Origin of the sequence: Niastella populi (assembly GCF_002078015.1) — a bacterium.
Taxonomy (GTDB): domain Bacteria; phylum Bacteroidota; class Bacteroidia; order Chitinophagales; family Chitinophagaceae; genus Niastella; species Niastella populi.
On the sequence record NZ_LWBP01000001.1, the window covers coordinates 535,748 to 549,350 of the forward strand.

Here is a 13,603-nt window from a genome sequence, read left to right on the forward strand (position 1 = left end):
TTACCGGTTACCGGTTCCCTGTTGCCGGGAAGGTTCGCTATATTTTATAAATCGTAATTAAGTTTTTGAGAATATGAGAAAATACCTGGCGTTATTACTTATAGTGAATATAACAATCCGCGGTTATGCGCAGCCTGTTAAAAAGGCGGTATTTGTCATTGTTGACGGTATTGCCGCGGATGTTATAGAAAAACAGCCTACACCCTTTTTAGATGCAATTGCCAAAAAGGGCGGTTATACAAAGGCGCATGTGGGCGGCGAAAAAGACGGCTATTCCCAAACGCCTACCATTTCGGCGGTTGGTTATAACAGCTTGCTTACCGGTACCTGGGTAAACAAACATAACGTCTGGGGCAATGATATCAAGGCGCCCAACTATAATTACCATACCATCTTCCGTTTCTTTGAAGAGCAGTACCCGCAAAAGAAAACGGCCGTTTTTTCAAGCTGGGAAGATAACCGCACGAAACTGGTAGGCGAGCACCTGCCGGCTACGGGTAACCTGAAACTGGATTACCGTTTCGACGGGTTGGAACTGGATACCATCAATTACCCGCACGATAAGAAGCGCGATTTTATGCACCGCATCGATGAAGCTGTTATTGATAAAGCCACCGCCACTATAAAAAATGAAGCGCCAGACCTGTCGTGGGTGTACCTGGAGTATACCGATGACATGGGGCATATGTATGGCGATAGCCCGGAGTTTTACCGGGCGGTTGACCTCATGGATAAACAAATGGGACGCCTGTGGGAGGCCATCGAACACCGCCGGAAGAAATTTAAAGAAGATTGGGTGATCTATATAACCACCGACCATGGCAGGGATGCCCGTACCGGAAAAGGGCATGGCGGGCAGAGCGACCGGGAAAGAAGTACCTGGATGGTGACCAACGCAAAAGGGCTGAACGATCATTTTAAAAAAGGAACTCCGGGCATAGTTGATATTATGCCTTCCATTGCAAATTTTTTAGGTCTTCGCATTCCGCGGAACCGGCTTATGGAAATAGATGGCATCTCATTGACCGGGCCGTTATCTGCCACTTCACCCAACGCCATTCTGGAAAACGGGAAGCTGAATATTACCTGGAAAGCAGCTGGTAAGGGCGATGCAAAAATTTGGGTAACCACAACCAATAAATTTAAGGAAGGCGGTGAGGATGAGTATACATTGATGGCTACCGTACCGGTACAATCGCAGCGTGCGGTGGTTGATGTAACAAACCTTCCATCTTCTTTTTATAAAATTGTAATTGAAACCCCCGATAATTTTTTGAACAGGTGGGTGATAGTTAAGTAAGCCACACAGATGAGGTGTGCCACAGTTATCCCGTTCATCGGGAGCGAACTGTGGCACACCTCCGTTTATTTTAAAGATTAATTTTCAAAAAGGGTGTTTTCACGGTGCTTTATATATAAAATAATTGTATTACCTTGGCTGCCCTAAGCACCCCAGCTAAGTTTTGTTTAATTGATATATCGATCAACCTGCCTGATTTTAGCTTTATCTATTACGAACATCTTTTCTGATCATTGACGTAAAAGGCTATTGGCAATAATAGTCTGACGGTTTGTTCTTCTCTGTGTGGTACAATTTGAATTGTACCAGGTAGCATTCTATTCTGGTAAGGCAAATGAATTAGTGCATTTCATGCATGATGGTTCCTGTAAGCTAGTGAAAAGTGGAGTTCTGCTACCACTGCAAAAAACGATCTGTCCTGCTGCAGATAATTTCAGCGGGGGCACATCCCGAAAAGCCTTACGAGTAGGGGTAACTTAAAACATTTCATTTATGAGCACGTTTTTAGACTTGCAAAACGGCTGGTACAACGGCTTCACACAGGCAATGGGGCAAAATGTAAATGCATTTCAGATCATTGAACCGGCGCCGCCGATCGCCAGCGGAGCGGCCGCCAATTCTACATTATGGGCTTATTATAATAACATTCCACCATTATCGCTTACGCAGCAGTTTATGGCCAGTGGCGGCAACCAGTTTTACAGTAATTACAGGGAATTGATGTCGGCCCTGGTGCCTTCAAGGAATATCGATGTGCAGGGTGATATCGGCGCTGATAATTTCAAGAGATGGCAGCGGTATGTTCAGAACCTGGCTACATTCCCCAGTATGAACCAGATCCCTACCTTATTCAGGAACTGGGCTATGATCAATGCGCCAAAAGTTGCCAATATCGGTTCTTCAGATTACGCAGCTATTTTACTTGACCCTATTGCTACCGCTCAAAATGAGCTCACACTTATTTACACCGATGTGAACGGGCTTCCGGTTCCTTTCAACTGGAGCCTCAATTACGATGATATGACCAATCAGTTGAAGGGCGCCAACTCAAGAAATATCAGCTTCGATAGCAATAGTATGGATACCAACGTGAGCACCGCATGGACAAAAGGATCCAATGCTGGTTTCTTCGGGTTGTGGGGCGGCAGTACAACTACTTCTTCTATAAGTGAGCAGTTCGCTGCCAGCCATGTAACGGTAAACGCAACGTTTACGAATGTGCTGGTGTTTGCCAATACACCGGGTTTGTGGTATAATTCAGGCGCTATGGGACTGGCCTTTGCCAACAAGACCGGCAATCCCTGGAGCCCGCAGTCGTCCATCAACTGGGAGAATACTTTCGGTGGTAATGGCAACCTGCAACGTTTTGCTGCCAATCTTATCATTGCGGCGGGTATGACCGTTACCGTAAAATCCGACGCTGTTTATTCTACGTTAGACCAGCAAACCATTACCTCCAGCGGTCATTCGGGGTTCTGGCCATTCTATTCCGGTTCCAGCGGCAGTTCGGTAACCAATACCGCCACATTCGATCAGCAGGGGCATATGACTATCACAACCACCAGCATAGCCGGGGTACCGGTGGTACTTGGCGCCAATATACTTTCTGTATCACAATTCGTAGGGCATTCCGCAGCTCCGGCAGCCGCCATGTTCTCTGCAGCGAAGAGCTTCAAAGCTGAAAAGTTAGCACTGGCTGACGAAATGGCCTGAAAAGAAAACCTGAAGAAATATGAGTAACGGCTTGTTGTTCGATCAGCCTGCGGTATAAATAAAAAGCCCTGAGCTCTTTTAAAGAATTCAGGGCTTTTAAGTTTATTTCGTTTTTATCAAACACTACAATACTTCTGCATCAGCATTTTGATCATCTCTTTGAAACCTTCAAATGAATCGGGTTTGGTGATGATCTGGGTGGCGCCGATGCGGAAACACTCGTTCGATAAACGGCTGTCGTTATAGGTTGAGTAGATCACGACCGGAATATGACTGAACCGGTCGCTTTTTTTGATGAGCTCCAGCGTTTCCTTTCCATTGAGCTGGGGCATGTTCTGGTCAAGCACCACCAGGTCGGGCAGGTGAGGGGCGCCCTCCAGCGCCTGCATTATTTGCACGCCGTTGTCTACCGCATCGAAATGGATATTGCTGTCTGCGATCAATGCCTTAACGATCTCGGTAAAGATCATTTTATCATCTTCATCATCTTCAGCCAGCAGTATTCTTTTATGATTGATCATTCGTTATCTGGTTTGTTGGATGATTGTACCAGCGGCAGCAGGATCGAGAAAACCGCGCCTTCGCCTTTCCGGCTGTTTGCCGTAATAAGCCCGTCATGTTTCTCCACTATCTTTTTCACGATCGACAGGCCAATGCCCGTACCCTCGAATTTATCTTTTGAATTCAGGCGCTGGAACAGGTCAAAGATACGTGTCCTGAACTGTTCATCGAAGCCGATGCCATTATCCTTTACTTCTATATGGCACCAGGCCCCGTTTTCATCGGGCGCCGCGGAAAAGGATTTCTCATTTACCCGCCATGCGGTGATGGAAATAACCGGCGCTACAGTTGCGCGGGTGAATTTGAGCGCATTGCCAATGAGGTTCTGGAACACCTGCTGAATATGCGGTTTAATCACTTCCAGTGCGGGCATCTCCGATACCGTTATCTCTGCATTCTTTTCCCTGATAACCATTTCAAAATCTTCGCGTACATCCCTGATGATCTGCGCTACATCTGTTTTTTCGAAACCCGAGAAATCGCTGGAAAGCTTCGAGAAATGCAGGATATTGTTCACCAGGGCTTTCATGCGCATGGCAGATTGCATGATCTTCCCAAGGTACACCACGGTGTCGGCAGGCAGATCGTTTTCATGCCGGTCTTTCACCATTTTGGTAAGCATATGGATCTTGCGCAGCGGTTCCTGCAGGTCGTGGCTGGCCACCGAAGCAAATAATTGCAGATCGTGATTGCTCGATTCCAGTTCGAGGTTCATTGTCTGTAGCTGTTCGGTACGCTGTTTCACTTTTTCTTCCAGCTCTTCGTTCATGCGTTTTATCTTCTGTTCTGCTTTGCGCAGGGCGGTAAGGTCGAGCATGGAGCCCAGCATGCGGTAAGGTACGCCGAATTCATTGTGCAGAATGTAACCCCTGTCGAGCACATTGGCATAATCGCCATCTGCTTTCAGAAAGCGGTATTCCTGGCTCCACTGGTTGCAGTTATCGTGAATGGCGGTATGCACGCTGTTTTTTACAGCCTGCCGGTCACTGGGATGCACATGTTGCAGCCACTCTTTACGCGTCATTATGGTTTCTTCATAACCGAATGTTTTGCGGAAGGCATCGCTCCACCATACCTTGTCCACGGTAAGGTCCCAATCCCACAGCGCATCGTTGGTGGCGCGGGCTACCAGCCTGAAGCGTTCTTCACTGAACGAGAGCTCGCGGGTGCGATCTTTTACTTTATCTTCCAGCTCTTTATTGAGTTTGCGAAGATTTTCCTTCACTTCGTTCAGTTCGCTGTAGTTCCTGCGGATCTTGTGAACCGCTTTCTTTTTATCGGTAATGTCGGTAAACGTTACCACAAGCCCTTCAGGCATTTTAGCTGCCGTCAGTTCAAACCACATATCCATGTCGTCCAGCATGAGGTCGCGGTGCAGTTGGGTGTCATCCAGCGCAACCGATAAATAATCCCCAAAAAGTTCGGGGGTGCTGATGACAGGCGCGGCGCTGCGCAGGCTTTTGCCCGTGAGCGGCCCGTCGCCGGCGCCAAACCATTGCTGCGCTTTTTCGTTTGCCGCATCTATCACAAAATCAATGGTCTTTCCGCGAACGTCTGTAACGGTATGCAACGCAAAAATGGCGCTGGTAGTGGCATTGAATACGCTGCGAATGATATTGTTCAGGTTGGTAATGGTAGTGATGTCAACGAAGGTGATGATGATGCCGGCGTATTTTTTCTCGCGGGTGATATAGGGCATAATACGAAGCAGGAAATTCTTTCCCTGCTGCAGGGTCACCTCTTTTTCCACTACCGTACGGTTGCGTTCTACATTCCTGATATCATCGAGCAACTGGTTGTATTTGAAATTATTCGAAATATCGGAGAACGGCCGGCCCAGGTCAGAGTCGATCAGGTTGATGATCTCTGTTGACGCCGGATTGAACTTTCGAATGTTCAGGTTCGTATCGAGGAAGATCTGTGCAATGTTTGTACTGCGGAAATAGTTGTTCAGGTCGTCGTTGAGTTCTACCAGTTCCTTTATCTTAAGCTGGTGCTCGGTGTTCAGCGTATACAGTTCTTCGTTCAGCGATTGCAGTTCTTCATTGGAGCTTTGCAATTCCTCGTTCGAAGAAAGCAGTTCTTCGTTCGAGCTTTGCAGTTCTTCGTTGGCGGTTTCGAGGTCTTCTACCGCGAGCTGCAGGCTGTTTTTGGTTTCGGCCAGTTCCGCTTCAAGGTTGCGCACATAATCATAGTCGGTTTCCTGATCAGGCGATTCGGGAAGGCGTTCGGTTTGTATAACGGCCCTGTGAAACATTACCAGCGTGTAATCGTGGCCGGTTGCGGTTACCGAAGGCTTCACCAAAACGTTCACGGCGCGGGTATTGTCGCCTTTTCCAAACACCACATAGTTGAGGTGTACAGGTTTATTGTTCTTCCATGCCTTGCGTACTTCCCGGTTCACGACAATGGAAAGGTCCTGTGGCAGCATTCGCACCAGGTTCAGGTTGAGCATTTTTTTAGGCAGGGAAAGCAGGTTCTCGTAATTGCCCATGGTTTCATGGATCTCGAAGTTGCGGTCGACATAAAAGGCAATGAAACCGAGGTCTTCGAGCAGGGCCGTGCGCATCTCTTTCCAGAGGTCTTTCTGCCCTTTGGTGCCCACATCTACATGGCTGGAATGGCTGTCGCGCGGCATTCTTACGGGCGTGAAATTATCGCTGAAGCTTACCCGCTGTTTTACGTCGGCCAGTTTTTTGAAGATCTTCCACTTCATGCTTACCTGCTGCATGGAGCTGCTTTTGCTGAACGGCGGGTTTTCGCTGGGGCCAAGGAAAAGAAACCCGTCTTTGTTCAGTGAAAATTGCAGCATGGCGTAGATCCTGTCCTGCAGCACGCTGTTCATATAAATAAGCATGTTGCGGCAGGTAACCAGGTCGTTCTTGATAAAGGGCGGGTCCTTGGTGATATCGTGGCGCGCGAAAACGATCTGTTTGCGCAGCCGTTGTATAATGAGCCAGCCCTTCGACTTCTTTACGAAATATTTTTCAAGCAGGTCTTTGGGTACATCGTTTTCGATAGTAAAAGGGTAGAGGCCGTTTGAAGCGATATCGAGATTGGCCGCATCGATGTCGGAAGCAAATATCTTTATATCGATCTCTTTGCCGGTTTGCTCAAGCACCTGGTCAATGGCAATGGCAATAGAGTAGGCTTCTTCACCGGTGCTGCAGGCAGAAACCCAAACTTTCAGCTGCTCGCCGCTTTCTTTGGAGGCGAGCAGTTCGGGCAGCACTTTTTCAGAAAGCACTTTATAAGCATCCGTATCGCGGAAGAACCTGGTAACGCTGATGAGGAAATCATGCGCCATTTCCCTGCATTCTTCGGGACTGCTTTGCAGCAGTTTCAAAAAATCTTCCGGTTCTTCAATGCTGTGCTGCATCATTCTCTTATTGATGCGCCGCAGAATGGTAGGCGTTTTATAATAATGGAAATCGTGCCCCGCGTTCTTGTTGATCAGTTCGAAGATCTGCAGCAGGGTTTTTTCATCGGGCTCTTTGGCCCTGATATGTTGTTCGGTTTGGAAAATTTCTTTTACGATCGCTTCGGCGATGCCGGAAGGTGTGTCTACCACATCGGCATAACCGGAAGCCAGGGCGCTGTTGGGCATGCCGTCGAATTTGGCCGATGAAGGGTCCTGCACCATTACACAACCGCCATTCTCTTTTATGGCGGCAATGCCCCGGGTGCCGTCTGTACCGGTTCCGGAAAGTATTACGGCGATCGCTTTTTCTTTTTTCTCAACAGCCAGCGAATGAAGGAATACGTCTATGGCGTTGTTGGGGCCTTTTTCAATGACTTTATCGCTTAACATCAGTTTCCCCTTCACCATACGGATCTGTTTGTTGTTGGGGATCACATATACACAGTTTTCCGTCACCGGCATATTATGGGCCGCTTCCAGCACTTTCATGTGGGTTCTTCTGCCCACGAGATCAACCAGCAGGCTTTTGTAATCGGGCGAAAGATGCTGGATCACTACAAACGACATATTGCCTGTCTGCGGCATATGGTCAAAGAATTCCTGGATAGCTTCCAGGCCGCCTGCAGAAGCCCCTACGGTTATCACATAATGTTTACGGGTTGCTTTCATTTCATTATGCCAGTGGTTCGGGATTTATCAATTCATACATGAAGCTGCGCAGGTTATCCGCAGCCATTGTTTCTTCCTGCAGCCAGGGTTTCGAAAATCCTTTCACATGTTCCTGCCACAGTTTAAAAGAGTGGCGCGGGTGGTAGATGCGCGGATCATTGTCGAAAAATATGCGTTCTTCCGGGTTGCCGCCCCAGCTGGTAGTGCGAATGAATTCTTTGCGGAACAGGATGACGTATTCATCCTGCGCCGCCTGGATCGGGATCACGAGGATACCGCTGGCGATTTCCTGGTATTCCGACGCAATATCATAGATGCCCGACAGCGAGTCGGTGTACCAAACCTTACGCAGTTGTTTCAGGTGAAGCCAAAGCATCAGGTCTTCCAACTGGGAGGCATCGGGCACATCGCCGGCCGACCAGGTTTTATTCTTATAAGTAATTATCACGCCCTGGGCGCCGAACAGGTCCATTACACCCGGTTGCTCCTTCAGCAGGCTTTTAATGAGGTCTTTACTTTGGTAAATGTTCTCGATAAGCTGTGTGTAAAGGCTGTTGATGCGCGCGCTGAGGTCGAGGAACTTCTGGTGGTGCAGCAGGTTGATTCGTGCTGAAATAACGGTCGACAACAATTCCAGCACCGTGCAAAGCTGGCTGTCGATGCGTCTTGCCGTTTTATGATGACAGGCAATGAGGCCCCACAAATTGCCGTCTTTCAAAAGCCTTACCGACATGGAGGCCATAACGTTCATGTTCCTGAGGTATTCCACATGCACCGCCGCCACCCCGCGGAGATTGCATTCCGACATGTCGAGGAAAGAATTGGTAATGGGATTGATCACGGGGTACAACTTCACCGGTTTGAATTCCCTGTTGGGGATGAACCGGTAAGGGTTCTTCTGGTACATGTCGCGTGCGGGTTTGGGAATATCCGATGCCGGGAACGTGAAGCCGAGATACGATTCCATATCCGGTTCCATTGCTTCCGCCAGCACGTTGCCGTTCCAGTCGCGGTCGAATGCATAGATCATTATTTTATCAAAACCGCTGATCGCTTTCAGTTCTACGGCGGCGATGTTACATACTTCCTGAATATCGGGCGCCGTTTCAATTTTGCTGATAGAATTTCGGAGCGACTGGTACAGGGCGGTGAAAGATGCTTCGGTGCCTTCTGCCGGCTGGTTCTCCATTTCCACTATCACCATCTGGTCGTATACATGCAACATGGTATAATAGTGTTGCCCGTTCAATTCCCACTGTGTGGTGTATTTGCCGTTTCCTTTTTCAAGGTGTTCGTGCAATACCCCGAGGGCAGATGTGCCGATGACATCCTGTATGTGTTTCCCCACCAGGTTCCTGAATGGGGTTTGAAACATGGCGGCAGCGTTTTCGCCAAGCTGTTCAATGTTGAGTGTTTGCCGGTCGAGCACAAGCAGGATCCCGTACTCCTGTATCGTATTGATGATGTGAATGGGTATATTTCCGCAAAATTCCGAGTCGTATTTAGAAAACTGGCTCATACTTGTCGATCCATACTTTGAATTTTAAAAAAGTTTGCCTGGCTGTTTCGGCTGTTGCTTCCTGATCTTCTTTTCGGGTAAGTGCAAGCAGATAAGTGCGGAATTTCTTCCACATTTCGAGCGCTTGTTCCCCATAACAATTGAAAAAGGAAAATCCTTTTCCTGCAGGAAGATCCGGCAACTGCGACCTGATCATGTTCGCGGTGATCACTCCACCCAGTGTCGATCCTTCCAGCACGTAAGCTGCGCCCAGTGCGCGTGCATAGCTGTCGATCACCGGTGTTTTCACCTGTACCGGTTGCCATTGGCTGTCACCGCCAAGGTCCCTGATATCCTGTAAAAGCGCATTGGCTTTTCGCCGTTGTTCAATATCGGGGATACGCTCATTTTTCAAATATTGTTCCATTTCAGTTTCGAGGGAATGGTAGTACCCATGGAACATCCTGAGAAGGTGTATGTATTGTTGCCGGTTGCGAATTCTTTTAATGATGCCTGCCAGCTTTTTTTCGAGGTCGGCGTGTTCTGTCTTTGTGTGCAATTTTATAAATTCCGGAAATGTGAGGTCTTCCACTGCTGCAATTTTTTTGCGGCACAAGATAGGGCGAACACCGCATTTTGTATTATGTTGCGATATATATAGAAAATAATTATGCCGTGGCTACGTGGAGGAGGATTGATCATTACGACAAAAGCGCGGGGTGAGGCTGGTTGTGAATAGGAGCGGAAACAGGATATGAGCAGCATGCAGTATGATGAACCATTTTAACATGCCCATACCTGTAAGTTATAAAAAGATCGAACGCAGTTCCCGGCAAACCTGTTCTATCTCTTCTTCGGTATTGTAATAATGTACAGATGCGCGAACGATGCCATCGAGCCCTTTGCGGTTCATGTAATATAGTGTCGATTTGGCCAGGCCAATATGTACATTGATATTTTTCGCCGCCAGCTTTGTCCTTACTTCTGTTGCCGGAATACCGGTTACCGAAAAAGTAACGATGCCGCACAATTCATCGCCCTGGTCGTGTACGGTAATACCATCGAGTTCACCGAGTCGGTTCCTGAATAAAGAGGCTACATGCCGAACCCGTTGCCATATGCGGTCTATACCTATGTTCAATGCATACTCCACCGCTTTCTGTAAGCCCAGCACAACAGCAGGATTCTTTTCATACCATTCAAAACGCCGTGCATCGGGCCGCACCGTAAAGTTTTGGGTATCTATACTGGTAACCGTACGGCCATCGAAGCACATCAGTTTCAGTTTATCCTGCATCGCTTTTCGAACATACAAAAAGCCTGACCCGCGCGGCCCGCGCAGATACTTGCGCCCGGTTACTGCCAGCATATCGCAGCCAATGGCAGCTACATTCAGGGGAATTTGTCCGGCCGACTGGCAGGCATCCAATAAATAAACAATATTGTGTTTACGGGCCACTTTGCCAATGGCTGCCACAGGTAATACATTGCCCGCGGTACTGGGAATATGGGTTGCAGCTATCAGTTTGGTACGGGGTGTGATGGCCGCTTCCAATGCATCGGTTTGAAAATTGCCTGCCGCATCATTGGAAATCATTTTAATGACGATGCCATATAACTTTTGCGCATTCAGCAATCCCAGCATATTGGAAATATATTCCATTTCGGTAGTGATCACCTCGTCGCCCGGTTGAAACGGGAGCCCGTTAAAAGCAATATCCCAGGCAGCGCTGGCATTTTCGGTGAGGGCGATTTCATCGGGGTTCGAATTGATCAGTTGAGCGATCAGCGTATGCGTATGATCGAGCCGGTTGCGGTGCCGGGCTTCCATTTCATAACCGCCATACAACGCTTCCTCACGCAGAAAATCGACCATCGTTCTCACTACAACGTCAGGCGGCAGGGAGGCGCCTGCATTGTTAAAGTGAATGCGTTCAGCGGTGCCGGCGGTTTCGGCACGGAAAGCACTGATCTCCGCTTCATTGAAAGGTTGTATTTCCATAAACATTCCGTATGCATGAAGCACATACAATGCAAAACAACGGGATTTGACAACATGGGAACAGAGGCAGATCGGTGAATTCCGGGTGGATCAGATCACTTCCTGATTGTGTGCCGCCGGTGACATAAAGGGTTGCGGTAATTTAATTATTGATAAGTTCTAACGGGCACAGGAATATCTCTTCCTGAAACATAAATTGATCGATAAAATGTATCTTCATTCAAAGCTGATAAAAAATGAAAGCAGTTGTATATGAACGATATGGATCGCCCGATGTACTTGAGCTGAAAAATATCGAAAAGCCGGTACCCAAAGACAATGAAGTGCTGGTAAAAATATATGCGACAACGGTAACCGCCGGCGACTGGCGAATGCGAAAAGCCGATCCTTTTCTGGTAAGGATATTTGCTGGTCTTTTCAAGCCATCGAAAGTAAAAATATTGGGTTTTGAGGTAGCCGGGGTGATAGAAGAAGTGGGTGCGAAGGTGAGATCATTTAAGCCCGGCGACAGCGTATTCGCTGACTGTGAATTTAAATTCGGCGGCTATGCCGAATACAAATGCTTCCCGGAAAATAATTCAGTCATTGTTTTAAAACCTTCCAATGTAACGTTCGAAGAGGCCGCAGCGGTTCCTATCGGCGGTCTTACGGCATTGAGATTTCTTAAACAGGCGGGGGTAAAAACGGGGGATAATATCCTCATTTATGGCGCCTCGGGAAGTGTAGGCACGTATGCCATTCAAATTGGCAAATACTTTGGCGCCCATATTACAGCTGTATGCGGTACCGCCAATACAGAGATGGTAAGATCACTTGGCGCAGACCATGTTGTTGATTATACTAAAACAGATTTTACGCAACTCGACGCCCGGTTCGATATTGTTTTTGATGCTGTTGGAAAAACTTCCAAACCGGCCTGTAATAAACTGCTGAAGCCTGGCGGCAGGTATATTTCTGTAAAAGGAAATCCAAAAAGAAATGCAAACGATCTGCTGTTTTTAAAAGACCTTATGGAATCGGGCAAATTAAAACCTGTGATCGACAGAAAGTACACGCTGGAGACCATCAGGGAGGCGCATGCCTATGTAGAGGGGTTTCATAAGAAAGGAAATGTCGTGGTGAACGTGACAGGCGGGTGATTTTTTGTTAAATATTCGAAATGAGGAAGTTAGACTGTAATGTGCCGTTTTCAAATTATCGCTAAATGGCATATCTTCGCATTACTTATTTCGTCCCTGCACCTATCTTGATTTTGTTTTTTTTCAACATTTGTGAAGGAAAGATGGTAAGCCTGGTGGCTGTTACTTTGCGACAGCATATCCATAAATTGTTAATACCACAATTTTCTATTAGTTATGTTACGATCAGTCATTACAGGTACAGGTTCTTATATTCCTCCGGTAATAAAGAAAAACAGCGATTTTGCCAGGGAAAATTTTCATAGTGAACCCGAAAAAGCTATCAATCTCCCATCACTGGAAATTATTGAAAAATTCAGGCAGATTACAGGGATAGAAGAACGCAGGTATGCCCCCGAAAATATAAATGCATCAGATATGGCGGCATTTGCTGCCAGTATGGCCATTAAAGATAGTGGTATCGATCCCGAATCGATCGATCAGATAATTGTGGCCCATAATTATGGAAATGTCGTAAACCAAACCGTGCAGTCGGATGCCGTGCCTTCACTTGCGGCCAGGGTCAAACACAAGCTGGGCATCCGTAATCCCTATTGTACGGCATATGATATCCTGTTTGGTTGCCCCGGTTGGGTACAGGGATTGATACTGGCCGAAACCGCAATGAAAGCAGGAAGTGCAAAAACATGTCTTATTATCGGTACAGAAACATTATCGCGGGTGATAGACCGCTACGACCGCGATAGCATGATCTTTTCAGATGGAGCCGGCGCCTGCATCGTTGAATATAAAGAAGTGGGGGATGAGCCTGCAGGGATCTTGGGGGCTGCCTCCCGATCCGATTGTACCGACGAGGTTGATTTTATAAATTTTGGCCCGTCGTATTATTCTGAAGCGGAAGATAATACCCGCTATATAAAAATGAAAGGCCGTAAAGTTTATGAATATGCCTTGAAGCACGTTCCGCAGGAAATGAAGCACTGCCTCGAAAAAAGCGGTGTTTCTATCGACCGGTTAAAAAAGGTTTTCATTCACCAGGCGAACGAAAAAATGGATGAAGCCATAATAAAAGCCTTTTATAGCTTGTATGGTATTCAAAAGGCGCCCGAGCATATTATGCCAATGACCATTCACTGGCTGGGTAACAGTTCGGTTGCCACCATTCCTACCTTGTATGACCTCGTGCGCAAAAACGAGTTAACTGATCACGCCCTTGTACCCGGTGATGTGGTGTTATTTGCTTCGGTGGGCGCAGGAATGAATATAAATGCGGTTTGTTATCAGCTTGTATAAACAGAAC

The 13,603-nt window shown here is 47.4% G+C and carries 9 protein-coding genes; 4 read left to right on the forward strand and 5 right to left on the reverse strand.

Annotation, left to right across the window (positions count from 1 at the left end; translation table 11 throughout):
- Nucleotides 1–73 precede the first annotated feature (73 nt).
- Complete coding sequence (locus A4R26_RS02065) at nucleotides 74–1,300, forward strand: alkaline phosphatase family protein (RefSeq protein WP_081159262.1); 1,227 nt, start codon at nucleotides 74–76, stop codon at nucleotides 1,298–1,300.
- 492 nt (nucleotides 1,301–1,792) lie between these two features.
- Entirely contained in the window at nucleotides 1,793–3,013 is a 1,221-nt protein-coding gene (locus tag A4R26_RS02070) for an amino acid kinase family protein (RefSeq protein ID WP_081159265.1), read from the forward strand.
- A gap of 116 nt (nucleotides 3,014–3,129) precedes the next feature.
- Here A4R26_RS02070 and A4R26_RS02075 read toward each other — a convergent pair whose 3' ends face one another.
- The 5 genes from A4R26_RS02075 to A4R26_RS02095 form a co-directional block, all read right to left on the reverse strand.
- Nucleotides 3,130–3,534 (reverse strand): response regulator, encoded by a 405-nt coding sequence (locus tag A4R26_RS02075; protein WP_081159268.1) that lies wholly within the window; start codon nucleotides 3,532–3,534, stop codon nucleotides 3,130–3,132.
- Complete coding sequence (locus A4R26_RS02080; RefSeq protein ID WP_081159271.1) at nucleotides 3,531–7,664, reverse strand: chemotaxis protein CheB; 4,134 nt, start codon at nucleotides 7,662–7,664, stop codon at nucleotides 3,531–3,533. Before A4R26_RS02080 ends, A4R26_RS02075 begins: the two co-directional genes overlap by 4 nt.
- Nucleotides 7,665–7,668: 4 nt before the next feature.
- The gene (locus A4R26_RS02085) at nucleotides 7,669–9,183 is read right to left on the reverse strand and encodes a GAF domain-containing protein (protein ID WP_081159274.1); all 1,515 of its coding nucleotides are present in this window, start codon (nucleotides 9,181–9,183) and stop codon (nucleotides 7,669–7,671) included.
- Nucleotides 9,167–9,754: a biliverdin-producing heme oxygenase gene (locus tag A4R26_RS02090; protein WP_165760118.1), complete on the reverse strand. Its 588-nt coding sequence runs from the start codon at nucleotides 9,752–9,754 to the stop codon at nucleotides 9,167–9,169. Before A4R26_RS02090 ends, A4R26_RS02085 begins: the two co-directional genes overlap by 17 nt.
- Before the next feature lie 213 nt (nucleotides 9,755–9,967).
- A complete protein-coding gene (locus tag A4R26_RS02095; RefSeq protein ID WP_081159452.1) occupies nucleotides 9,968–11,164 on the reverse strand; it encodes an aminotransferase class V-fold PLP-dependent enzyme in 1,197 nt (398 codons plus the stop codon).
- Between the two features lie 236 nt (nucleotides 11,165–11,400).
- Here A4R26_RS02095 and A4R26_RS02100 point away from each other — a divergent pair, with 236 nt between their 5' ends.
- Entirely contained in the window at nucleotides 11,401–12,303 is a 903-nt protein-coding gene (locus tag A4R26_RS02100) for an NAD(P)-dependent alcohol dehydrogenase (protein WP_081159280.1), read from the forward strand.
- A gap of 216 nt (nucleotides 12,304–12,519) precedes the next feature.
- The gene (locus A4R26_RS02105; RefSeq protein WP_081159282.1) at nucleotides 12,520–13,596 is read left to right on the forward strand and encodes a 3-oxoacyl-ACP synthase III family protein; all 1,077 of its coding nucleotides are present in this window, start codon (nucleotides 12,520–12,522) and stop codon (nucleotides 13,594–13,596) included.
- Nucleotides 13,597–13,603 lie beyond the last annotated feature (7 nt).